We start from the raw sequence: 25681 nt of genomic DNA on the forward strand, positions 1-25681 counted from the left end.
GGACGTGAAACCAAATACTGTCTGAGCCGTAGGCGAGTTTATTTGGTTTAGTCCCTGAGCCTGTAACGGGTAGCACGAAGGACGAGCCACCAAAGAGTTTTTGGTTCCTTTTGGGGATTTGGCCAAAAGGAACACAAGCAATCTTCGATTGCGCGTAGTAGAAAATATTAGAACGTATATTTTCAACCATTGATTCACATTATATATAAATAAACATATATTTTCCTCATTTTGTTTTTATATATTTATGTTTAGTTTTAGGATTAAAGGTTTCATATAAACTGATAATAACAAAGATTGAAACCGACAAGGTGTTTAAGAACAATAAGTTTAAATGTCTGTAGAACGGTATTATGACTATTAAAGCCAGGATACCCCATATATGTGACTTAGCCAGCCGTTCGCAGGTGAACCATTTGTATATCATATTGGCTATAAGATATATTATAGGCCCTACTATAATGACGGAAATAGCTTCGGGACTGACGTGCCCAAGTGGATGTGCTACCACCAGCTCATCACCTACGGCGCTCATAATCAATGCACCGACCAAAACCACATGAACGGCGTGATATTTAAGTCCCAACATTCCGGGATTGTCCACCTCCTTTATCTTTTCAGCTCCGGCTTCACTGCTCGCGTCGAAATATACCCACCACATGGCCAGGCTGCTCAAAGCTGAAACCATTGCGGCGAGGATGACCGGGATATTCCAGTCTTCTATTTCGCTTAACGAAGCGCCCGTCATCAGGATAGTTTCTCCGAATGCAATGATTACGAATAGCTGGCTGCGCTCTGTCAGGTGATGCCCGTCGATAGTCCACTCTTTTGCTGAATCGGACTTTCCCAGAAACGGCAGATAAAAGCCGAACATCGGTGATATATAGTCACATATAACTGCTATGCTCCACATCGCAATACGCATATAGTCTTCCTGAAATGCTCCGGCGATCCAAAAGACGGCGGATATCGCAAACCAACCGAATATGCGGGTATAGTTTGGTGTCAGTTCATGTTTCTTGCCGAGCATAAACAATATAGCTCCTGTACGTCCCAATTGTATCACTACATAGCATATGGCAAAAATCAATCCCCTGCTGCCGAACGCATCGGGTATTGCAGCCGCTATAATAAGGCCTATCAGCATCAGTACGAACAATATCACTCTTATCTTTCTGATGTTGGGGTCGAACCAATTGGTCATCCATGTCGTGTGTTGCCATCCCAGCCATACTGCAAACCAAAGGATTGTGCTGTGTACGAAGCCCAGCCAGTTGAGGTTGTGTAGCAGGTAATGTGATATCTGTGTGACGGCAAATACATATATAAGGTCGAAAAGCAGTTCCGAAAAAGATACGGAAGCTATTCCTTCTCCCCGTTTACGTAATAAAGAATGAGTGGAGTGTGCCATGTGTTTATTTTTTAATTTAACAATTTCTGTTATTGTCTTGTTCGTTTTGTTCAAAGTCCGACTGTTAGTAATTAACAAAAAAGTTACAAAAGTTACACTTTTGCCGGTATTTATAAGGGTAACCCTTTGTAGTTGCCTGAGGATGAGATAAACGAGCAGGGACAAGCCTTTGCCCCTACAATCACTGTTTTTAACTAAAACCTGACATCTCTGACAGTTTTTATTTTATTTGCCTCCACTTTTAAGTGGAGGGTTGCAGAGAGATTTATGAATGGCTCTAGCCAAAAGGTTTTTATTTTTTATCCTCCAGCTAAAGCAGGAGGCAATTAACCAAAACCTGACAAACCTTACAACTTTTTCAAAGAGCGCTTTTACTATCTACCGACTACTGTCTACTAACTACTATTATAATACATAGATAAAGATTTCCCCAAATCATAAACTTTGCATATTGCCTTTTTATTAATGTATTTTAATCTAAAGAAATAACTATCTTTGCGCCAGTAAAAATTGTAGCGAAACTTAGTTATGGAATACAACTTTAAAGAAATTGAAAAACGTTGGCAACAGTACTGGATTGACAACAAAATCTACCGTGTAACAGAAGACAAGAACAAGCCAAAATATTATGTGCTTGATATGTTTCCTTATCCCTCGGGAGCAGGATTGCATGTCGGCCATCCACTCGGATACATTGCATCCGATATTTATTCCCGCTACAAAAGGCTCAAGGGCTTCAATGTGCTTCATCCAATGGGTTATGATGCATATGGGCTTCCTGCCGAACAATATGCTATACAGACCGGACAGCATCCGGCTATCACTACAGCACAGAATATCAACCGTTACCGCGAGCAGTTGGATAAAATAGGTTTTTCTTTCGACTGGAGCAGGGAAATTCAGACATGCGATCCGCGCTATTATAAATGGACGCAATGGGCGTTTATAAAGATGTTCAACAGCTATTATTGCTACGATGAACAACAAGCCCGCCCAATAGAGGAATTAATAGAAGCATTTGGCAGTGTGGGTACTGAAGGTATGAATATTGCCTGCAGCGAAGAACTGCACTTTAGTGCTGCCGAGTGGAAATCATATTCGGAAAAAGAACAACAGGAAATATTGTTGAATTATCGGATAGCTTACCTGAGCGATACGACCGTTAATTGGTGCGGTGCTTTAGGCACGGTGTTGGCAAACGATGAGGTGATCAATGGCCTGTCCGAACGTGGAGGTTATCCTGTTGAGCAGCGTCTGATGCGCCAGTGGAGCCTGCGTGTATCTGCTTATGCGCAACGCCTGTTGAATGGCCTTGATGCAATTGACTGGAGCGAATCTATCAAAGAGACTCAGCGCAACTGGATTGGTCGCAGCGAGGGTGCGGAAATGAAATTCAAGGTAAAGGATTCGGATATTGACTTTGAAATATTTACTACCCGTGCCGATACAATCTTCGGAGTAACTTTTATGGTACTTGCTCCCGAAAGCGAATATGTATTTCAGGTAACAACAGAAGATAAAAAGGCTGAAGTTGAAGAATATGTAAAGGCTACCAAACGCAAAACTGAGCGTGACCGCCAAATGGATAAAAAAGTATCCGGTGTATTCACTGGTGCTTATGCTATCAATCCGCTGAACGGAAAAGAAATTCCTATCTGGGTGGCCGACTATGTATTGGCCGGATACGGGACAGGTGCTATTATGGCCGTTCCGGGACATGACAGCCGGGACCATGCTTTTGCAAAACATTTCAATCTGCCGATCATTCCGTTGATTGAAGGGGCTGATGTGTCGGAAGAAAGTTTCGATGCCAAAGAGGGTATTATGATGAACTCCGGCTTTTTGGATGGTTTACAGGTGAAAGACGCTATCGAAAAAGCAAGACAATATATCAAAGAAAATAATCTGGGGCGTATAAAAGTAAATTATCGTTTACGTGATGCGATCTTTTCACGTCAGCGTTATTGGGGTGAGCCGTTCCCTGTTTATTACAAAGGCGATATGCCTTATATGTTGCCTATAGATAAACTGCCATTGGAACTGCCGGAGGTGGATAAATACCTGCCGACTGAAACCGGCGAACCGCCGTTAGGCCGTGCTACTAAATGGGCATGGGATGCCGTAAATGAAAAGGTGGTAGATAATACACTGATTGATCATAAAACTATTTTTCCTCTGGAATTGAATACAATGCCGGGATTTGCCGGATCATCCGCATATTATCTGCAGTATATGGATCCATATAATCCGGATGAATTGGTAGCAAAAGAAAAAGTGGAATACTGGCGCAATGTGGATTTATATATCGGAGGAACAGAACATGCTACCGGTCACTTGGTATACAGTCGTTTCTGGGACAAATTCCTATATGATATAGGTGTTTCCTGTGAAGACGAGCCTTTCAAAAAGCTGATCAATCAGGGAATGATACAGGGACGCAGCAATTATGTGTACCGTATCAACGGAACAAATAAGTTTGTTTCATATAATCTTAAAGATCAATATGAGACACAGGAACTTCATGTCGATGTAAATATCGTAAGCAATGATATTCTCGATCTGGAAGCTTTCAAAGCATGGCGTCCCGAATACGAAACAGCCGAATTTATCCTTGAAGACGGTAAGTATATCTGTGGCTGGGCAGTCGAGAAAATGTCCAAATCGTATCACAATGTTGTCAATCCTGACGATATTGCTGAAAAATATGGCGCAGATACGCTTCGTATCTATGAAATGTTTTTGGGGCCGCTGGAACAATCTAAACCTTGGGATACAAATGGTATAGACGGGGTTCACCGTTTTTTACGCAAATTGTGGAACCTGTTCTATAAAGGAGACGAATTTGTGGTAACGGATGATGTGCCTACAAAAGATGAGTTAAAGGCTCTTCACAAATATATCAAGAAAGTGACCGGAGATATAGAAGTGTTCTCTTTTAATACTTCGGTGTCTGCATCTATGATTTGTGTAAATGAGCTGACGGCGTTGAAATGCAGTAAAAAAGCGATTTTGCAGGAACTGGTTATTGTACTTGCTCCTTTTGCCCCTTTCATTGCCGAAGAATTATGGCATGCATTAGGTAATGAGACATCTGTGGTTAATGCCCAATGGCCAGTATATAATGAAGAATATCTTGTTGAGGATTCTTTCATATATGGCGTGGCATTTAACGGGAAAGTACGTTTCGATCTTGAATTTCCGGCAGATGTACAGCAGAAAGATGTGGAAGAAACAGTCTTGAACCATGAACTGGCTCAAAAATGGCTTGATGGAAAAACACCTAAAAAGGTGATATTCGTACCGAAGAAGATGATTAATGTCGTTTTATAATCTTTTAGACTATGCCGAAGCGATACCTTAAAGAGTTTTACTGGAAAGACTATGCTATAATATTTTTTGGTCTTGCTGTTTATGCAATAGGACTTATCGGGTTTATCAAGCCTGTGGGAATAGTTACCGGAGGACTTACCGGTATTGCCCTTCTTGTGGAGTATTCGACGGGTATTCCGCTGCAATACACTTACTTCCTGACAAATTTAGCCTTACTGGGCGTTGCCCTGAAAATATTGGGTGTGAAATTCCTGATAAAAACTATCTACGGAGTTCTCGTCCTCACAACCCTGCTCACTATCTGTCAGATGTATATAACAGAGCCTATTGTGAAGAATGAACCACTGCTGTCTGGGGTTATCGGGGCTATGCTGTGTGGTACGGGGATAGGTCTGGTTTTCAGTTCGAATGGTAGTACGGGAGGAACTGATATCGTTGTCGCTATCATCAATAAATATAAGAATATCGCCTTCGGACGGGGAATGCTTCTTTGCGATTTTGTGATCATCAGTTGTTCATATTTCCTGTTTTACGATTATCAGAAGATTGTATATGCCCTGATAGTGATGGGTGTGATGACCTACTGTATAGATATGGTGATAAACGGTTTCAGGCAGTCGGTACAGATACTGATATTTTCGGAAAAGTATGACGAAATAGCTACAGCGATCAACCGGGAATTACACCGGGGGTGTACCGTGTTGGATGGTACAGGCTGGTATACTAAAAAACCGACTAAAGTGCTAATAGTGCTGGCCAAACGTACCGAGGCTGTAGATATATTCCGTCTGATAAAAAGCATCGATGAAAAGGCATTTATCTCTCAAAGTACTGTTCGTGGAGTATATGGCGAAGGGTTCGATAAAATAAAATAAAGATGACATTTGAGCCATATTATATTGTACTGATTCTTTTCTGGATACTCGTCTTGATTTTCAATTTTAAAGAAATTGAAAGAGCAAAGACGATCGAGAGTAAACAGGATCGACAGTATATTTATTGGATACAACTAGTGCTTTTGGTGGGAGTTATTGTGCGTACACTACCTGTTAATATACCTGCCGGAATTTTCTTTGATGAGGCTATGAGTGGATATGATGCATGGTGTTTAGCCTATTATGGTGTCGATCAGCATCTAACTTCTTATCCGGTCTATTTGCGATCGTGGGGTGGTGGAATGAATGCGTTATATGCTTATATTTCGATTCCTTTTATAAAATGTTTCGGACTATCGCTGCCAGTGTTCAGATTGCCAATGGCTCTTGTTAGTTGCTTCTCTTTGCTTCTTTTATATTATACTTTGAGAAAAACGTCGATGAACTATTTGCTCATCTTTTTTATTATGTTTCTGATGATAGTTAATCCATGGCATATAATGAAAAGCAGGTGGGCTTTGGAGTCGAATATCGCTCCTGATATTATATTGATAGGGATATGTTTTCTTATATTAGGATATAATTCTATATCCGATAAAAAAAAGCGGGCATTCTTTTTTGCCGGATTCTTTTTTCTTGCCTTATCGGCATATGGTTATGCTGTAACGTGGTTTATGCTGCCCTTGTTTTGTCTGTTTCTGTTTGTATTTCTTTATAAAAAGAGAAAGATAAGAAAATATGAGATTGGTCTCTATTCACTCGAATTATTGATACTAGTATTCCCTTTGATTTTATTTGCTTTTTTAATCTTGACAAATGGAGAGCAATTTCGGTTAGGGCTAACTATAACAACATTAGAAGAAAATCGGCATAATAGCACCACGCTTTTTGGAGAGGGTGATTTTTTACCTCAAATAGTGATGTATCTAAAGAAGATATTCAACCTTCTTATACTCGGAGATGATACCTATAGATGGAATACATTTTATCTGTTTGGCCAATTTTATAATATATTACTTATCCCCATACTTATTTTTTCTTTTTATCTATTACGAAAGAGGAAATACCATAATATTTCTGATAGTTTATTTATTCTGTGGCTAATGGCTTCTGTTCCGATCGTGTTTTTGGTGGAGCCAAATGTAAATCATTGGAATGTACTATGGTTCCCTCTGATATATTTTACAGGAAGGGGATTGTATTTTTGTGCTGAAAAATATTACTATGTAAAGTATCTAATCATTGGAGGACTAATATTACTTTTTGTGATGTTTAGTAGAAAATATATTACATTTTTTGGACATGTTGATACCTCTGAACTTTCTGGTTTTGTAGGTGAATACGAGGGGTTTATCAGCTTTGCTAAAACGAAAGAGTTTGACAGAATATATTTTGATGGGTCATATCCTATGGTGTTGTTCTACAATCCTGTCAGTCCTTATATAGTGGCTTCCACAAAGAAGAAAAGACTGGACTCTTATAATATTTTCAATAGCGTCGAAGGATATGATAAATTTCGTTTTTATCTTCCGTCGGATAATATAGAACCGACCCCTAAAACCGCTTATATACTAAGAAACTACAGATTGAAATATTCAAATATTGATGTCGATAAATATAATATAGATAAAGGAGAAGTATTTTTCATTATCTGGAATGAGTAATTTTATGAATCTAACAGGCAAAAATATAGTCCTCACAGGAGCATCTTCAGGCATAGGAAAGGAGATGCTTGCTATATTATGCACATATGATGATGTGAAAATTATTGCTGTTGCCCGCCATATAGAAAATATTCTTCAGATAGAGAACAAAGTTTATCCCCTTGCTGTTGATATCAGTACGAAAGAAGGAGTCGACAAACTTTTTGAGGTAGCAAAAGAAATGGTGGGGCATGTAGATGTTTTTATCGCAAACGCAGGCTTTGCATACCTTGAAAAAATATCAGAAGCCGATTGGCAGCATCTCGAAAAGATATATTCCCTGAATGTATTTTCTCCAATCTATTCTTTAGAAAAACTACTTGTGTCGTCGCGAGATAAGCCTGTGGCCTTCGCCTGTACTATATCAGGGGCAGGTCTGGTCTCTCTGCCGGCATATTCGCTTTATTGTTCTACAAAAGCTGCACTGCATCATTTTATCAGAACATACAGATATGAACAAGATAAAAATATACAAATAACATCTGTTTATCCTGTAGCTACGCGTACTGGTTTCTTCGATAAGGCTACGGGAGAGAAAGAGACTCCGCTACCGTTCCCTTCTCAGGATGCAGTGACCGTAGCCCGGAAAATAATAAGTGGAATCGAAAAAGGGAAAAAGAATGTGTATCCGTCTGTCCTGTTTCGTTTGTTCTACCCCATAGGAAGAGCCTTTCCCTTTATGCTCCGGTTATATTCTTTGCAGGAGAAACAAAAAGTAAAAAAATGGCTAGATAAATAATGCTGACAATGGACACTTCATCAAACTTATGTAAAAACTGCGGAGAGACTACTAGCGGTAAGTACTGTATCAATTGTGGTCAAGAGGCTAAAACAGGGCGCATCGATCGACATTATATTATACATGAGATACAGCATACTGTTTTTCATGTAGACAGAGGGATCTTATACACAATAAAAGAACTGTTGGTACGACCCGGAAGCACTATCCGGGAATATCTGCTTGGCAAAAGAGTATCCTATTTCAAACCTTTTGCTTTTGTAATTATTATGGGAACCATATATGGTTTTATGGGTTACTTTTTTAAAGTATATCCGGAAGAATCGATTATGTTTTCCGATCCTGGTAATGCAGATGCTAATCGCTATTCGCAACAGACTATCGACTGGATATACGGGCATTATTCACTGGTCATGTTGGCATTTATTCCCTTTTATGCATTAGCCTCGTATATTATGTTCCGGAAGACCGGTTATAACTATATTGAGTTCCTTGTTATTTCTTCATATATTTCAGGTATACAGATATTTCTTCACATTGTGACGTATTTTATATATTACCTCACACTATCTGATTGGATTGTGGGTTTTATCCTTTTAATAAGTTATCTGTACGCTATATGGACGTATATTCAATTATTTGGCACTAAATCGTGGGTATCAGTTATATTCAGGACATTGATAAGTACGGTTTTATCAGTTTTTTTCATTATGATAACCAGTACTGCTTTCTTTGTAATCCTGTTTATCCTTTTTCCGGGTTTAAGGCCTTAAAACAGCCTTTTTCATTATGTAATATTCATATAGCTTGTACCCCACAATGCCTATCAGTATACCGAACAGTGTCCCTATGGCGACATCTGACGGATAATGCTTGGCCAGATATATTCTGCTGTAAGCCACCAAAGCAGCCCACACAATAGCCAGATATCCGTAAATCCGGTTTATCTTGTTATGGCTCACAAAAAGAAAGAAAAAGATAGCCATGGTAAAGGTAGTAGCAGAATGCGATGAAAAAAAACTGGTACTAGTACTGTATTTTTCTATGGCATGAATAATGCCCTCCCATTCCTCATTGTGTATAGGACGGGGACGTCCTACCATCATTTTAACCAGGTTAGTAAGCAGGGCGCTCATCCCGATTGAAAAAAGGAAGGCAAAAGAAGTAAGCTTCTTCCATCCATTACTTTTGATATATATAAATGCCACCAGAAGCAGGCATACTATAATCCAGCACCAATATGAACTGAGAACCAGCATCACAGGGTCGAGCCATGCCGTGTGTTTACTGTTGAGGTATAAGAGTAGTTCCTGATCCCACTGTATAAGCTTATCGAGCATAATCTTCTTTTGAAATTATGGACAAAGAAACAGAATTTTAATGCTACTGCATTAAAATTCTGTCAATCTTTGTACTTTTTAGCTTTTCAGGGGCTCATTTTTTGGGGTATAATGACACATTATGGATAATGCCCGCAAATAGCAAATTGTAAGCGCTGAATGTTAAAGCTTTACAAACTTTACATGTTTTACAGTTTTTTCTTCTCCCGTCTCTTTCTTATTGATGCAATCTACCTTATCTACCTGTCAATATATTATTTTTCAAAGACCGCTTTTTATTAGCCACTGGCTAATAGCTATTAGCTTTTTAGTTAAAACCTGACACATCTGACAAGTTTTCTCGCAAAGTAGCAAAGTGTAATTTTAATTTATACTCTCTCTGTTTCTCCCCCCAAGGGGTAGGGCTGTTAAGTTCTCTGCTTTGTTCTGTTATTTTCTGCTGTCATCCTGAGTGAAACGAAGGATCTCTTATCTTGCAAGAGATGTTTCACTCCGTTCAACATGACAAAGAGGGTATAAATTCAGAACTTAACAGCCCTGCCCCTTGGGGGGAGACGGAGGGGGCTTCTATTACATAGATAAATATCCCCAAAAAAAATGCAGGGTTGCCCACCGGATAACCCTGCATTCTCATCGACAGTCATCAACTGTCATTTTTATACATAATTAACTGCACTTCGTTCCGTTGAACGTTGCCTCGCCTGCGCTCCGTCGATTGCTTCGCAATCCATCATTCATCATAATAGGTTTGTTTCCGGCGATACTTTCAAAAAGCCGTTTATCCCCTATTTTCACAAACGGTAGAATAAAAGTTGAAGACAATTTTGTTAAAAGACAAGACAAAAAAATTACCGGCGGTAAGTAAATATCCCGGAAACAAAGAACTTATTAAGAGAATGAATAGTGTAGCCTCCGCACCGGATACACCTGTGGCGGAAAATATAAGGCTGCGGAAATTTTGAGAAAAACTTCCGGAGTTTTTAATAATTTATAAAATATTTTTTAGGTTATTGCGCATTGGTGCGCGCAGTATTGCGCAGGTGTTCAGATAACCCCGCGTGATATATATGCACAGGAGATAAGTGCACAGGAAATGCGCATAAAAAAGTACCGGGAGTAATAAAAGGGGTTGGTCAGTTAATGATGTGCTCTCTCTAATAAAACAATGCTAACTTGCAAATTTCCAGTCGGAAAAATGGCACATAGTTTTGCATCTTCGTGAGTTAATGTCATCCTTATTTGTATCTGTTTGCTCCTTATCTGTTCGCTAGTATAGGGAATGAATTTAAAAATGAAAAATTATTAGCAAAAAATTAACAAATGAAAAATCTTTTTTTTACGGGGATACGTAATATTATCTAGAAAGTTGTCGTTTATAATTTATTGTAATAGATGGAAAAGTTACCGGGAATAGAGTTGTTGCTAAAAGAATTGGTTAACTGCAAGTTTCGTATTGTTAGAATAAAAATAACAGGTATAACCTTGCATTTTCCATGCATTGTTATACCTTTGTTTAGAATTTAGCAGGTGAAAAGTATCTTTACTTACTATTTTTGGTTGAGTTGGCAAAGGGAAATCATGCAAAAACTCATTCTTTATTAGCTTTACTTTCGGGATCAGAGCGATGAATCCCGTTTCAATTTATTTGAAAAAAATACTTGGATACTTTGATAATAACTACAGAGTTGCCAAATTGTATGATTCAATAATGGAAGCCGCTTGTATGGTGGAAAAGCCCGGGTTGGGAGAATAAAATGGATCATATTCTTTTGTAAATCTGTACTATTATATAGGCTTGATACGATGGGATTAATCCTGTTGTAAATAGTCACAGTTTAAAGGATTGCTGCGGGTTGCAGTGTATTTTAAAAATTTAAATTAAAAAGATGGAAAAAGTACAAGTAAAAGGAGCCAACGGAAAGCTTGGCGTCCTTGTTGTTGGAGTTGGTGGCGCTGTTGCGTCTACATTTATCGCAGGTACGTTGATCACCCGTAAAGGAATGGGTATACCTGTAGGGTCAATCACTCAATTGGCTACAATGCGTATAGGGAAAAGAGAAGATAACCACTTCCCTAAAATTAAAGACGTGGTGCCTTTGGCAAATTTGAACGACATCGTCTTCGGCGGATGGGATCTGTTTGAAGAAAATGTTTATCAGGCAGCAAAGCACGCAGAAGTATTGACGAAAGAAGATATTGATAAAGTAAAAGACGAGCTTGCTACAATCAAGCCTATGAAAGCTGTGTTCGACCAGGAGTTTGTGAAACGCCTGCACGGAACATGGGTGAAATCTGCCCCTACCAAATGGGACCTTGCAGAACAGGTGAAAGAAGATATCCGTAACTTTAAGAAAGAAAATGGCTGCGACCGTATAGTTGTTATCTGGTGCGGTAGTACAGAAGTGTTCACTCCACTTGGAGAAGTTCATAAAACGCTTGCTGCTTTCGAAAAAGGATTGAAAGAAAATCACAAAGACATAGCTCCTTCCAACATCTATGCTTATGCTGCTGTGGCTGAAGGCGTGCCTTACATCAATGGCGCTCCTAATCTGACAGTAGATATTCCTGCGATGTGGGAACTTGCTGCTCAACATCAGGTGCCTATTTGCGGTAAAGACTTCAAAACAGGGCAAACTATGTTGAAAACAGTTCTTTCACCAATGTTCAAAACCCGTATGTTAGGTCTTAACGGCTGGTTCTCTACAAACATCCTGGGTAACCGTGACGGAGAAGTTCTTGACGATCCGGGTTCATTCAAAACAAAAGAAGAATCTAAATTATCTGTTATTGATAATATTCTTCAACCTGAACTCTATCCTGAACTTTATGGAAATGTTTATCATAAAGTGCGCATCAACTATTATCCACCTCGCAATGACGACAAAGAAGGATGGGATAATATCGATTTGTTCGGATGGTTGGGTTATAAAATGCAGATGAAGGTGGATTTCCTGTGCAAGGACTCTATTCTTGCGGCACCATTGTGTCTTGACCTTGTATTGTTTACCGACCTGGCTAAACGTGCAGGTATGAGTGGAATCCAGGACTGGTTGTCGTTCTACTTCAAGAGCCCAATGCACGAGCCTAACAAGGTAGCAGAGCATGATTTGTTTATCCAATATGTGAAGTTGAAAAATACACTTCGTAAGATGATTGGAGAAGAAACAATAGATTATCTTGATTGATATCTTATACTAAACAAAACGGGCTGTTCAATCGAACAGCCCGTTTTGTTTTATTTAAATGCCAGATAAGTCCACACCGGATAATGATCAGAATATTTTATCTTATCTACAGTGCAATTGTAAGATTGAAAAGCTTTGGAGTGCATTATATAGTCTATCCTCACCCAAAAGTAGTTTTCGTGATAGGTTATCCCCTGTCCAAATCCTGTATTGGCATAGGAGTCCACCAGATCCTTTTTCATTGTGTGGTAGGCATATGACATAGGAGTATCGTTGAAATCTCCGCAGATGATAGTTGCATCGTTTTCCTGCTTGTCCAAAAATCCCCGGATGACATTTACTTGCCCTTCGCGTACGCTATAAGCTGTTCCAAGCTTGTCCTGTAATGTTGCGGCCATAGCATCAAAAGACTCACGGTCTCTGGTTTTCAGGAAGTCTTTATATAATTGCTTATCTCTTGCTGTAAGGCTGTTAGACTCAAGATGATTGATAACAAGAGAGACTTTCCGGCCTTGTATTTCCAATTTGTGTATAACCGATCCATTATAAGTGCTCTCTATAGGTACTTTGGTGGATTCCAGAATCGGGAATTTAGAATAACAGGCTATTCCGTATATGTGTGATTTCCTCATTGGCCCTAATCTGATAATAGATTTGTAAGGATAATCTTTCATTATATTATCCATCTCTTTCTCCGAAATAAGGTTTCTCCGGTTGTTGTTATTGCTGGATACGGAAAATTCCTGAAAGCAAACAATGTCGGCATCACTGTTTGTGACATAGTCAAAAATAGGGTTTTCACGAGCTTTATCTCCGGTCAGCCAGTTAAACCCCCTGACGTTATATGTTAGTATCTTTATTTTTTTTTCGGGTAATTTGTTCGATTTGAAATGAATAGGGAAACAAGTAGAAATGGGTTGCCAGCAACAAGCTATTACGGCAAGTTGGACCAGGGCATATTTCCATCGCCAGAATATCAGCCACAAAATCAGGTAGCAGATATTAATAAACAGAGTAATAGGAAATATAAGCCCAAGATATGCAATAAAAGTTATTTTAGAAGGAACGACAGTCCACGACAATATGGAAAGTAGCAGGAATATTATAGCGATTATATTGGTTGCAAATACAATGTATTTGATGAACTTTCCAATTTTTTTAGCTGTAAATCTCTCGATTTTTCCGGTTTTATCTTTTTTATTTGTTGCTGGCATCGAATAAACGTTTTTTTTCTTCTGCGTTTAAGCTTGAATAACCCGAAGCTTTGATCTTGTCAAGTATGCGGTCTATATCTTCTGCTTCGTTACGTTTCCGCTTATTAAATTCATAATCTGCTTCGCGGTTCTTATATTTTACCTTCATCTTTTTAGGTTTTGAAAGCGAAGGTTTAAACAAATTAACAATCCAGTCTATTGTTTTGTTGAGCCATTTCGTCATATCTTTTCCTTTCAGAAATTGCTTGGCATAAATATATCCCATCAGTGCACCGCCTATATGGGCTATATGGCCTCCCGGATTTGACAAACTGCCTAGCCCGATAAAGTCAAGAACAAATAAAATAAGGGCTATATAAATAATTTTCACCCTGCCGAAAATGAATAATGTAATTTCCTGATTCGGTCGATAAAAAGCGACGGCGAAAATGATTGCCATAACCGAAGCTGAAGCCCCAATCATGGGCACATAGTTCATCTTTATTAGCAGAGGAATAGCATTGAATGACAAGACATATAGCAAAGCTCCGGCAAGTCCGCCTAATATATATAAACTTCCCAGGTTTTTAGGGTTGAAATACGATAGAAATATCTGCCCAAACCAATACAACATCAGCATATTAAACAAAATATGCAGGAAGTTTTCATGGACAAACATATATGTCAGCGGAGTCCAGAGCCGAGCCAACAGAATATCCAGTTGGGCAGGTACTGCAATATAATTCAATATTATATCCGTGATGTTAATCTCGAATAACTTTGCAATATTGGCAATTGCCAGAATGAGGAAAATGCATACATTGATAACGATAAGCCGTATCAATATATCCTTTCGCTGAAGTATCGGTTTTATGTTATTTGAATATATGCCCATTTGTCATAAATCCTTTTTTACGCCAATAAAGTAATAAAAAGAGTCCCGTTATTAATCCACCCAAATGTGCAAAATGGGCTACGTTGTCGTAAGGACTGTCTACAATACCTAAAACTAATTCCAATACTCCATATCCAATTACAAACCATTTTGCCTTAATTGGAATTGGAGGAAAAATAAGCATAAGTTCTGCATTGGGAAATAGCATACCAAATGCAACCAAAACACCAAACACAGCTCCGGAAGCACCTAGCATTGGTCCGTTTAGTAATCCGTTCAGATTTCCCAGTATCGGATCAGTATAGTTCTTTCCCATCGCTATTATAGATGCACCTTCATTGTATACATTTGAGATAATCTCAGGAGGTAGAGATGCTTCGATAGATTGAAGACGTATATACGTGATAATCATTTGTAAAACAGCAGCTCCAATACCTGTGATTATATAATATATTAAAAATTTCTTTGGGCCCCATACGGTTTCAAGTACGCGTCCGAACATAAAAACAGCAAACATGTTAAAGAATATGTGCCCTATACTGCCATGCATAAACATGTAAGTTATTATTTGGTGAGGCATGAATAAGTCGGATGCAATATAATGCAATGAAAGGTAGTTGTCGAAATTTATATTTTTCAATAGGGCTGTGGCAAAAAATACCAAGACATTTATAATTAATAAATTCCGTGTAACTACCGGAATCCCTCCCATAAAACCCGCATTATTTTGATTCATCTTTTGTTCCCTAATTGTTTATTTCAGAGTGCAAAAGTACGGATATTTTTTGTTTTAGGGGTGAAAATAGGTAGGCATTTAGATATTTTCTGAATTAATGTGAGTTTTTCCGATTTTTTTTTATGATTATTAAATAAAACCCTTATATTTGAATGCTAGAACGGAAAAAGAGAAGATAACAATCTCGTTATATAATGTTTAATTAAATCATTACAATTTTATTATGAACAAGACAGAACTTATCAATGCTATCGCTGAAAAATCAGGTCTGAGCAAAGTTGACTCTAAAAAAGCATTAGAGGCTTTCATTGCATCAGTAACAGAAGAAGTTAAAAAAGGAGGTAAAGTTGCCCTAGTTGGTTTTGGAACATTTTCTGTAACTCAAAAAGCTGCTAGAAAAGGGATTAACCCTAGGACTAAGGCTGTTATTAACATTCCTGCCAAGAAAACTGTTAAATTTAAAGCTGGTGCTGACTTGGCTGCTCTATAATTTAGCATTCGAAAAGAAAAGAAAAAAGCAGAAAGGGGTTGCCTTTTCTGCTTTTTTCTTTTCCCTTATTGCCCAAAACTATACATTAACACCTCGTAAAATTGAGGTATGTAACTATTTTTCTTAATTTTGCATCCTGAATTTTACCCAATAATACAGAAGCGGATATGAAAATAGAAATTAAGCTCCAGCAATACGTTATAAAAGCTATCGAATCGTTGTACGGGCAGGCTGTTGCCCCGGAAGCAGTATCTTTACAGAAAACGAAGAAAGAATTTGACGGACATTTAACATTGGTTGTTTTTCCCTTTCTGAAGATATCAAGGAAAAGCCCGGAGCAAACGGCTCAGCAAATAGGAGAATGGCTTGTTGATAATGTCTCGGAGATAGCTGGTTTTAATGTAATAAAAGGTTTTTTAAATCTTACGATAGCTTCTTCTGTATGGATAGAATTATTAAATAACATCCATCATACTCCGGAGTTTGGATTTGTCAAGCAAGAGGCTGATGCAGAGCTTGTAATGATAGAGTATTCGTCGCCGAATACCAATAAACCACTTCATTTGGGTCATATTCGCAATAATCTGTTAGGCTACGCTTTGGCAGAAGTGTTAAAAGCTAACGGTAAAAAAGTAGTGAAGACAAATATTGTAAACGATAGAGGAATACATATCTGTAAATCGATGCTGGCCTGGCAAAAGTGGGGAAATGGAGAAACACCCGAATCTACCGGGAAAAAAGGCGATCATTTGGTAGGGGATTATTATGTGTTATTCGATAAGCATTATAAAGCCGAGTTAGCCGAACTACAGGAAAAGGGATTGTCGAAAGACGAATCCGAAAAATCCTCGCTGATGATGGCCGAGGCTCGTGAAATGCTTCGCAAATGGGAAGCAGGAGATACCGAGGTCGTCGCTTTGTGGGAAAAAATGAATTCATGGGTGTATGCCGGGTTCGATGCAACTTACAAGAAATTGGGAGTAGATTTTGATAAAATATATTACGAGTCCCAGACCTACCTGAATGGAAAAGATACTGTCCTGGATGGACTGAAAAAAGGCATATTCTACCAAAAAGAGGATGGCTCTGTGTGGGCTGATCTGACTGCTGACGGGCTTGATCAGAAACTTCTTTTACGCAGTGACGGTACATCGGTATATATGACCCAGGATATTGGAACAGCAAAGCTCCGTTTCGACGATTATCCGGTTAACAAGATGGTGTATGTTGTCGGCAATGAACAGGAATATCATTTTAAGGTGTTGTCAGTATTGCTGGATAAACTGGGATTTGAGTTTGGAAAAGGTCTTGTGCATTTCTCATACGGAATGGTTGAATTGCCTGAAGGTAAGATGAAATCCCGTGAGGGGACAGTTGTTGACGCAGATGATCTGATCGAAGATATTGTAGCTACGGCCAAAGAGATGTCTGATGAAAAAGGCAAACTTGACGGCTTGTCAGCAGAAGAGATCACTAATATTACCCGTGTTGTAGGCATGGCTGCACTTAAGTATTTTATACTGAAGGTAGATCCTAAAAAGAATATGACCTTTAATCCAAAAGAATCTGTTGATTTGAATGGAAATACCGGGCCATTTATTCAATACACCTATGCCCGTACACAATCGGTATTAAGGAATGCGGTAGATTTAGGAATAGCAATTCCGTCTTCTCTGTCAGCAGAGGTTGACTTGTCGGTAAAGGAAGAAAGCCTTGTTCAGCTTCTTGCTGAATTTGAAGTTGTTGTGAAACAGGCCGGCGATGAATATAATCCTGCATTATTAGCCAATTATGCATATGAACTGACGAAAGAATACAACCAGTTCTATCATGATCATACGATTCTGAAAGAAAATGATACGGACAAGAGAACTTTCCGTCTCGTTTTATCAGAAGAAGTGGGTAAAACTATAAAAAAAGCAATGGCGTTACTAGGAATAGAGGTTCCGGACAGGATGTAATCCTATTCTCCAAGATCTTCTACTGCTTCAGAGATACCAAGTTGTTCTTCCAGCTTGTGTGCATTGTTTTTCCTTTTATCAAGCTCTGTCTTATAGAGAGATATCTGCAATGCCAGTTTTTTGTTCTTAGTAAACAGCGAATCGAAAGCTGTATTTATCCATTTATATGCCTCATCTATATTGTCGAGACATTCATTGGCTAGAGCGATATTCGAAGCTAACTTTATTTTTTTATCTGCCTTGGTCTCTTTGTCATACAGAGCCGTCCATATAGTGAAGGCATTTTCCCATTTGCCTTCTTTTGCAAAATTGGCAGCCTGCTTCATTTCCGAAGAATTGTCGGAGTAATACCAGCGGTCGTGCGTTTTCCACGACGGGATAAACATCCCTGTCATCTTGTCGGCTCCTACTATAGACAGATCTGTTATCAATGTATTGACTTCCGATGTATAGTTTTTTCTGATGTCCCATGGTGCCGGTCCTTCTCTGAACAAGCTGTCGACATAGCCTATCCGGCTGTGGTACAAGTCTCCGTCATTTGAAAATACTCTCAGGATAGAGCCCAGCTTGGCCCCTATAATACTATAATCTGTAAAATATGCAGTGCTTTCCGATTCTATCTGGGCAGATACGACGAACAGATCTAAAGAAATGAGTACGTCTGCTTTTTGCTCACGGCAAATAGCCTGAACTTTTCTTTTAGATAGTGGATTCAGGTCTTTCAGTATTTTAGAGTTATTCGTTTTGTACGGATACAGATCTACTTTATTAAAGTACTGCTCTTCGTTCATAAACTGTACTAGTGATCCCAGTAGTATAGTACGGGCACTATCAAGGGAAATTACAGATTGCCCGCTTTTGTTATCATCAGCATCATCTTCTTCCGCCACAGTAGGGCTATTGTCTACAATCAGCACATTGTTTACTTCTGGCGAAAATGTAACTATGGCTGGTTCGAGTGTGTCGATGGGGATCATATAGAACGGCGATGCACACGAACTAAGTATAAATATGGCAGACAGGAAGCATATAATGTGTTTCATGATTGATTATCTTTAGTTTAAATGCAGATAGAAATGATGCTCTGAATGATTACTATTATTTACAATATGGTTTCAAACTCTAAATGTACAAAATAAGCTTTATATTTGTAATAGATATGCCAACTTAATGTGTGCATTTTGCAAACCGGATTATCAGAAATATAATGCAACAACCTCAAAATACTATTTTTAATCTTGCAGTTGATATTGTGAGTAATACTTCCCGGAGCGTTTTTCTTACAGGGAAAGCCGGAACGGGTAAGACTACCTTTCTGCATTATATTCGTAATCATTGCGATAAGAATATTATTGTGACAGCGCCTACCGGAGTGGCGGCTATCAATGCCGGAGGAGTTACATTGCATTCTCTGCTTCAACTCCCATTCGAGCCCTTTATTCCCGATTTTGAAGGAAAGAAGAAGCTGGATTACCACTTTAAACTGCGAAAATCTAAGATAGAGATGTTGCGGGAACTCGATCTTTTGATTATAGATGAGGTGAGTATGCTCCGTGCCGATATGCTCGACGCTATCGATCACATGCTAAGGCGTTACCGCAACAATTCCAATCCTTTTGGCGGAGTGCAGATGTTGTTTATCGGTGATATGTTTCAGTTGCCGCCTGTTGTGCAACAATCGGAATGGGATATGCTAAAACATTATTATCCTTCTCCGTTTTTCTTTCATGCGCAGGTACTGGAGAGTTATCCGTTGCTTTATATAGAGCTGAAAACAATATACAGGCAGCAGGATCAACTGTTTATAGACATCTTGAACCGGATCCGTAACAATTGTTCTACCCCTGCCGACTTGCAGGAACTGAATAAACGCTATAATCCCTCTTTTATCTTACCTGAAAAGGATCGTTATATCGTCCTTTGTACTCACAATTATAAAGCAGACCGAATAAATAAAGATGAACTGACAAAACTAAGTTCGAAAGAGTTTGTGTATAAGGGTGAGATCTCTGGTGATTTTTCAGAAAGTTCATTGCCTGCCGATCACGATCTGCTCCTCAAAGAAGGGGCTCAGGTTATGTTCGTTAAAAATGATGCGGGTGAACACCGTCGCTATTACAACGGTAAACTGGCTACGATAAGCCGGTTAAAGGATGATAAGATAGAAGTCTGTTTTGAGAACGGGCATTTGCTCGAACTGGAAAAAGAAACATGGAGTAACATACGTTACACACTGAATGCCGAATCGGGAGAAATAGAAGAAGATGTTTTAGGTTCATTCACTCAATTTCCTATACGTCTGGCTTGGGCGATTACCATACACAAAAGTCAGGGCCTGACATTCGACAGGGTGGTGATAGACGCCGGACAAGCTTTTGCCGCCGGGCAGGTGTATGTGGCCCTTAGCCGTTGCACGTCACTCGACGGGATTGTCCTGTTTTCCAGGATTACGTCGCAGAGTATAAGTACTGACAGATACGCATTGGAATTTTCTGCTAAAGAAGAAGATTTGAATATTCTTGATAATATATTGAAAGAGGAAAAGCCGGCTTATTGTGCTACTCAATTGAAAAAATATTTCGACTGGTCGCCTTTTATCCGCGCTCTTCATGCTTTGAATGAACTGGCATCCGAGAAAAAGATACCAAAACAGGATGAGGCACAGGCTATGATGGCCGATATGTGCAGCCGGGCGATAGAACAGCAGGAAATAGCTCAGAATTTTATAAAAGAACTGAACCGTATTCTGTCGGTGCCGAATGTCAATCTCGATTATCTGAAAGAGCGGGTTGGTAAAGGAATCGTTTATTTTCACAGCGATGTGCAGCAGCAGATTATTATACCTATAGAAAAGCATCTTTTAAGTCTTAAAAATGCATCAAAAGTCAAAGCTTATTTAAAGAAAGCAACAGAAATACATCAGACCTTGTTCCGGTTACTGGAGCGGTTGGAGCAGGTGCGTTATGGTGAAATAAATCTTGCGGAAGGATTGGTTTTTAAACGTATTCAATTGACGGAGCCTCACGAAGAAGAGGCTATCCCGGAAAAGAAAAAGCGCCCCGAAAAAGGGGATACCCAAAGGCTCACTTTGTCCCTTTTCAACGAGGGAAAATCTGTTAAAGAAATCTCAAAAGAGCGGAATCTTAAGCCAATGACAATAGAGGGGCACCTGGCGTCTTTTATCCTTACCGGTGAAATGGATGCCTCGCAATTGATGGACAAAGATAAACTGGAAACTTTGGCCGGTAAACTTCAAGGTATTGAGCTCAACAGTCCATTATCATCGATAAAAGAAATGCTGCCTCCCGAATATAGCTATTTCGAAATAAGGGTTGCGATAAATCATTTGCAATATTTGTCTCAAGAGTAAAGCTTTTAACCGTCGATTTGACATTATATTCATAAGTCTTTTTTACCTTTGATCCTTATTTCGTTAAATTTTGGAACAATGGTACAAAAAGACATTCAGGGCGAGCAGTTTTCTACACGTATAATAAGTGAAAAGTTTAATAAAAAAGATGTGCATGGAGCAATATCCATGCCCATATACCGGAATGCCGCTTTCGAATTCCCCGATTCGGAAAGCATTGCTGCGGCTTTCCAAAACAGAGAAACCGTCGCGTCGCATACTTATTCCCGTATAACGAATCCGACTGTCGAAAATCTGGAGCGGAAGATAAAAACTGCGTCAGGTGTGGATAATGTACAAATGGTGGCTTCGGGTATGGCGGCCATATCCAATACTTTTTTTACTATTGCCTATGCAGGCAGTAATATTGTAACGTCTCCACACCTTTTCGGGAATACTTTTTCATTCTTCAAATTCACATTGGCGGCATTCGGTGTTGAAGTGCGGTTTGTAAATACAGACAATCAGGAAGAAATAGCTTCGGCTATCGATGAAAATACCTGTGCTTTTTTCTGCGAACTGATCACAAATCCACACCTTGAAGTTGCTGATCTGCCCCGAATATCAAAGATATTGAAGAAAAGGAATGTTCCGATGATCGTAGATACTACCGTAGTGCCATGGTGCGGCTTTGATGCCAGAAAAGCAGGTGTAGATATAGAGGTCGTGTCCACTACCAAATATGTATCGGGGGGTGCAACCGGGATTGGAGGTGCCATATTGGATTACGGAACTTTCGACTGGTCTTATAACAAACGTTTGCAGGAGGCTTCGAAGAATGATAAAATGTCGCAATTTACCTTTAAGCTGAAAAGAGAAATAGCAAGGAATATTGGAGCGGCTATGGACCCCGATACGGCATACCAACAGATGTTGGGAATGGAAACGCTTCAGCTACGTTTCGAAAAAATGTCGGACACCGCTTACCAACTGGCACAATTCCTTTCCAGGCAGAAGCAGGTGGTAAAGGTGGGGTATACTAAACTTGAATCATCGCCCTATAAAAAGATATCTGATGAATTATTTTCGGGCAATCCCGGCGCTATGCTTACATTTAGCCTGGAAAGCAAAAATGCATGTTATCAGTTTATGGATAATTTGCAAATCATCCGCAGGGCAACAAACCTGTTCGATAATAAAACACTGATTATTCACCCTGAATCAACCATTTATGGGACTTTCTCCCCTGATATGAAGATAGTAATGGGAATTGAAGATAATTTATTAAGATTATCTGTGGGATTGGAAGATTTTGAGGATTTAAAAGGTGATATTTTACAGTCTTTTGATAATTAGTGAATTATGAGAAAGCTGAAAGTCAATTATATTAACATCGTTATAGACTGTGCGGATGCCGGACTGATGGCTGATTTCTATAGCAGATTGTTAGGCTGGGAGTGGACTCATCCGCAGGCGAACGGTTGGGCAGCAATAACATCACCAACAGGAACAGTGATCGCTTTTCAGGAAGTGGAAGGCTATGAGCCCCCGGTTTGGCCATGGGAAAAGGGTAGGCAAGGGCAGATGCTTCACCTCGATCTGTGGGTGGATGATCTTGACGAGGCTGTGCAATTCGCTATAGGGTGTGGGGCAAGATTGGCTGATACTCAATTTTTCAAATCATCGAGAACATTGATCGATCCGTCTGGGCATCCGTTTTGCATCGATACAAATGGAGTAGAGGATTGAAAATAAATGATATTGAATATGACCAATGCTATAAGTGTTAATTTTAAGCTTATATTATCAGGATTATAAATTCAAAAGGGTGAATTATTTCGACCCTATTCAGGTAGGAGTACTAAATAGTCCTATTGCCTTTCTATGCAGAATTATTTATTAGAATTTTATAGTTTATTGATAATTTGATTCAAATTTATTTACATCACATAAATAAAATACAGATAATTTTCGGAAATTTGTATCCGACTTTTGGCTATTTTCAAATAAAGCTGAGAATAATTCTTTAATCCTGATAACAGGTAAAGCTCCTATCCCCCCCTTTTATTTCCTGTATTCTCAAAAGTTTTTTGTATTTTCTATCTCTTTTTGATTTTACTTTTTGAAAAAAGTAAAAGGATCTTAGCATTTATTGAATTAAAACTTTAATTGTTATGAAATTTATATGCCCGATTCTATTGTCGTTTTTCTTTTTGATTTCCTGTAATGATGAAGATCCCCTGGAAATTACTCCGTCCACCCCGATCGTATACTTACAGGCACTTTATAAATTGAATGGGTCTGACAGCATATATGAGGATAGTTATTCTAAGGTATATGTCTATTATGGTAAGGCTGATGCCCAGTTTGCTTTTTATAGTTTCGGCGAAAATGGAAGACTTACAAGGAGAGGGATAACAAACAGTTTGCAGCATCCGGAGATGTATCTGCCCGATACAATAATCACTACGGATATACATGGGGAATGCCTGTTTACACCGTCACATCTGGATGAATATATCACAATGATACTGGAAAGCCGTCGTTTAAAAGGACATTATGGAACAATCGCATTTGGAGATTCAAGATCTAATCATTGTAATTCATATGTTTTTGATGAAAAAAATATAATCTTTTAACTTTTAATATATAAAACCATGAGAAAAAAATTATTGTTTTCCGCTTTAATTTTTGCTGCATTATTATATTCCTGTAGCGACGACGAAAGTGAATTTAATGGAAAAGAACAATCTAAAACGGATATGAATTCCATTAACGAAGATTCTGCAAAAAAGCTATTTAGTAAGGCCTTGCATGAGGCATTTAGCGAAAGTGTAGAGTTCCGGCAGATTATCAAAGACGAAGCTTTAAAGCAAATTGACAAGGATTATGATGTATTATACTCTTTGATCAGTGATACAAGGCTGAAAAACGGAAGAACTATTGAAGAGCTTCTCGCATCTTATATAAATAAAGATACCCTTGAATTGATAGAAAATCAATATCCTACCTTAACAATATTTGTTCCCGAGCTGCCAATGAATTCTTTTTCAGCGAAAATCTGGAATTGCGAAGACGAAAATCCGGCAGTAAGTTATTTACCTTCCATATCTTCCGGAGATATACCTGTGATTCTGTCGAACGGGAAAGAGTCTGCGATGAAAAAAGGGGAGATTCCAGGTTTTCCTATTGTAGTAGTTAAAGATAATGAAAGAATTGTGTCTACAAGCCAACTTAAATCTTTATCTTCGGATAACCTGTCATTGGAAAAATCAGGTCACACAAAAGGCTATTTATTCTCATTTGTAGATCAGGAATTTGATAATTTAAATGAAAGAAGCCAATTAAAATCAGCAATAAATTCCAAAGATACGATTGCCCCCGAATCATTGAAGATATTCTATGCGTTTACACATTTCGGATTAACCGGATACCAAAGGGACTATATTTACTATAACCAAACTCCAACACAATTAGATGGCTCTTTTGATAGACGGTTTAGGGAAAGTGTGGTCGGTCTGGAATTTAAAGGAGATCCTCAGATTGCATTAGATCTTATATCCGGAGATGGCGATGAAGACCCAAAAGCTCCGGCTTCAATACCAGGACATGGTAGAAGTAGGGGAGAAACTGCAAAGATTTGGACTGACGGGCACTTCGATTTTAAAATAACCGCTTACGTTGGGGGAACAAGTCCTATTCCAGAAGGTTCTTCGGTTTTTATATCCGTTAATCCAGATGATATATTTGATATAGATTATGGGGCAAACAGAAGTTCGGACGGTTCTGTTGATGCAAATACTTATTATATACAATCTATTAAATTAAAGAGATTGGTTCTTAATCGCCCTCTTTATGACTGGGATTTATCTAAATATTCTCCAACAGCTAAATATGTATTGTCAGAGATTGACCACGGGCAGGTTACTACAACACAAACAACACAGACAATCAAAATGGCATCGAACGTTTCTCTTACCGGAAAAATAGGATTAGGTATTTCTTTAAGTTCAGAAGAATCTATAACAAACACCTTCACAGTACAAAAAACAGATAAAGATGATATCCTTTGTGAATTTTTAGTAAATTATTCTGATCCTGTTATTCTCAGCAACCAAATGGATTCCATAGAGAATTTCACCATAGTAGATTCTACAAATATCAAATTTGTATCAAATGATGATTTTTCCGCATACTCTGGTTCCAGACCTTCTTATAGTGGTACTGATTCTAATACCAGGCCTTCCGGTAATGATAATACTAGACCTTCCATTAGTTCCACCCATAGTAATTCCGATCCCGTTAGACCTACCAATAGCGGAGGCGTGGCCTATTCTCCAGATTATTTATATATTCCTAAATACTATAATATCTATGGCTCGAATATCGTAACTGTGTATATCAGCCCTATCCAAACTTTTTAAAAAAAGATTACCAAAAGGAAAGCTTTCCTTTTGGTAATTTAATTTTTCAA

Annotated in this window: 19 protein-coding genes; 13 read left to right on the plus strand and 6 right to left on the minus strand. The window is 38.7% G+C overall.

The features are described from left to right. Positions 1 to 226: 226 nt before the first annotated feature. Positions 227 to 1411, minus strand: a complete 1185-nt coding sequence (locus GGR21_RS18735) for a low temperature requirement protein A (RefSeq protein WP_183308801.1) — start codon at positions 1409 to 1411, stop codon at positions 227 to 229. Positions 1412 to 1939: 528 nt separating this feature from the next. On the opposite strand from GGR21_RS18735, the gene leuS reads away from it, so the two are divergent. Genes leuS through GGR21_RS18760 form a run of 5 tightly spaced genes read left to right on the plus strand, consistent with a single transcriptional unit; the run spans position 1940 to position 8831 of the window. Continuing rightward, positions 1940 to 4741 (plus strand): leucine--tRNA ligase, encoded by a 2802-nt coding sequence (gene leuS / locus GGR21_RS18740; protein WP_183308802.1) that lies wholly within the window; start codon positions 1940 to 1942, stop codon positions 4739 to 4741. 11 nt (positions 4742 to 4752) lie between these two features. After that, positions 4753 to 5616, plus strand: a complete 864-nt coding sequence (locus GGR21_RS18745) for a YitT family protein (RefSeq protein ID WP_183308803.1) — start codon at positions 4753 to 4755, stop codon at positions 5614 to 5616. Between the two features lie 2 nt (positions 5617 to 5618). Further along, the gene (locus GGR21_RS18750) at positions 5619 to 7280 is read left to right on the plus strand and encodes a hypothetical protein (protein ID WP_183308804.1); all 1662 of its coding nucleotides are present in this window, start codon (positions 5619 to 5621) and stop codon (positions 7278 to 7280) included. A gap of 4 nt (positions 7281 to 7284) precedes the next feature. Next, positions 7285 to 8058 carry an SDR family NAD(P)-dependent oxidoreductase gene (locus GGR21_RS18755; protein WP_183308805.1) on the plus strand — a complete coding sequence of 258 codons (774 nt, stop codon included), beginning with the start codon at positions 7285 to 7287 and terminating at the stop codon, positions 8056 to 8058. Between the two features lie 8 nt (positions 8059 to 8066). Next, positions 8067 to 8831 (plus strand): DUF3667 domain-containing protein, encoded by a 765-nt coding sequence (locus tag GGR21_RS18760; RefSeq protein WP_183308806.1) that lies wholly within the window; start codon positions 8067 to 8069, stop codon positions 8829 to 8831. On the opposite strand, the gene GGR21_RS18765 is transcribed toward GGR21_RS18760, so the two are convergent. Beyond that, a complete protein-coding gene (locus tag GGR21_RS18765; protein ID WP_183308807.1) occupies positions 8820 to 9398 on the minus strand; it encodes a phosphatase PAP2 family protein in 579 nt (192 codons plus the stop codon). The two genes, GGR21_RS18760 and GGR21_RS18765, sit on opposite strands and share 12 nt — an antisense overlap. Positions 9399 to 11284: 1886 nt before the next feature. Here GGR21_RS18765 and GGR21_RS18770 point away from each other — a divergent pair. After that, positions 11285 to 12583: an inositol-3-phosphate synthase gene (locus GGR21_RS18770; RefSeq protein WP_183308808.1), complete on the plus strand. Its 1299-nt coding sequence runs from the start codon at positions 11285 to 11287 to the stop codon at positions 12581 to 12583. A gap of 50 nt (positions 12584 to 12633) precedes the next feature. On the opposite strand, the gene GGR21_RS18775 is transcribed toward GGR21_RS18770, so the two are convergent. From GGR21_RS18775 to GGR21_RS18785, 3 genes are read right to left on the minus strand one after another with little or no spacing between them, the layout of a single operon-like run. Continuing rightward, complete coding sequence (locus GGR21_RS18775) at positions 12634 to 13797, minus strand: endonuclease/exonuclease/phosphatase family protein (protein ID WP_183308809.1); 1164 nt, start codon at positions 13795 to 13797, stop codon at positions 12634 to 12636. Then, entirely contained in the window at positions 13781 to 14671 is an 891-nt protein-coding gene (locus tag GGR21_RS18780) for a rhomboid family protein (protein ID WP_183308810.1), read from the minus strand. Before GGR21_RS18780 ends, GGR21_RS18775 begins: the two co-directional genes overlap by 17 nt. Further along, positions 14652 to 15407, minus strand: a complete 756-nt coding sequence (locus GGR21_RS18785; RefSeq protein ID WP_246348121.1) for a rhomboid family intramembrane serine protease — start codon at positions 15405 to 15407, stop codon at positions 14652 to 14654. The genes GGR21_RS18780 and GGR21_RS18785 overlap by 20 nt, the downstream gene beginning before the upstream one ends. A 223-nt stretch (positions 15408 to 15630) precedes the next feature. Between GGR21_RS18785 and GGR21_RS18790 the strand changes: the two genes are divergently transcribed. Together GGR21_RS18790 and argS are read left to right on the plus strand one after the other, a co-directional pair. Continuing rightward, positions 15631 to 15897 carry an HU family DNA-binding protein gene (locus GGR21_RS18790; protein ID WP_183308811.1) on the plus strand — a complete coding sequence of 89 codons (267 nt, stop codon included), beginning with the start codon at positions 15631 to 15633 and terminating at the stop codon, positions 15895 to 15897. Positions 15898 to 16064: 167 nt separating this feature from the next. Next, positions 16065 to 17858, plus strand: a complete 1794-nt coding sequence (gene argS, locus GGR21_RS18795; RefSeq protein WP_183308812.1) for an arginine--tRNA ligase — start codon at positions 16065 to 16067, stop codon at positions 17856 to 17858. Between the two features lie 2 nt (positions 17859 to 17860). Here argS and GGR21_RS18800 read toward each other — a convergent pair whose 3' ends face one another. Beyond that, positions 17861 to 18901 (minus strand): DUF6340 family protein, encoded by a 1041-nt coding sequence (locus GGR21_RS18800; RefSeq protein ID WP_183308813.1) that lies wholly within the window; start codon positions 18899 to 18901, stop codon positions 17861 to 17863. A 164-nt stretch (positions 18902 to 19065) separates the two neighbouring features. Between GGR21_RS18800 and GGR21_RS18805 the strand changes: the two genes are divergently transcribed. From GGR21_RS18805 to GGR21_RS18825, 5 genes are all read left to right on the plus strand, one after another. Continuing rightward, on the plus strand, positions 19066 to 21228 hold the full coding sequence (locus GGR21_RS18805) for a helix-turn-helix domain-containing protein (protein WP_183308814.1): 2163 nt from the start codon (positions 19066 to 19068) through the stop codon (positions 21226 to 21228). A gap of 78 nt (positions 21229 to 21306) precedes the next feature. Next, entirely contained in the window at positions 21307 to 22563 is a 1257-nt protein-coding gene (locus tag GGR21_RS18810) for a PLP-dependent transferase (RefSeq protein ID WP_183308815.1), read from the plus strand. Positions 22564 to 22569: 6 nt separating this feature from the next. Beyond that, positions 22570 to 22956 (plus strand): VOC family protein, encoded by a 387-nt coding sequence (locus tag GGR21_RS18815; RefSeq protein WP_183308816.1) that lies wholly within the window; start codon positions 22570 to 22572, stop codon positions 22954 to 22956. Between the two features lie 425 nt (positions 22957 to 23381). Then, positions 23382 to 23846, plus strand: a complete 465-nt coding sequence (locus GGR21_RS18820) for a hypothetical protein (RefSeq protein WP_183308817.1) — start codon at positions 23382 to 23384, stop codon at positions 23844 to 23846. A gap of 18 nt (positions 23847 to 23864) precedes the next feature. After that, entirely contained in the window at positions 23865 to 25631 is a 1767-nt protein-coding gene (locus GGR21_RS18825) for a hypothetical protein (protein WP_183308818.1), read from the plus strand. Positions 25632 to 25681: the final 50 nt, after the last annotated feature.

The sequence above is a fragment of the Dysgonomonas hofstadii genome, from assembly GCF_014196915.1.
GTDB classification, from domain to species: domain Bacteria; phylum Bacteroidota; class Bacteroidia; order Bacteroidales; family Dysgonomonadaceae; genus Dysgonomonas; species Dysgonomonas hofstadii.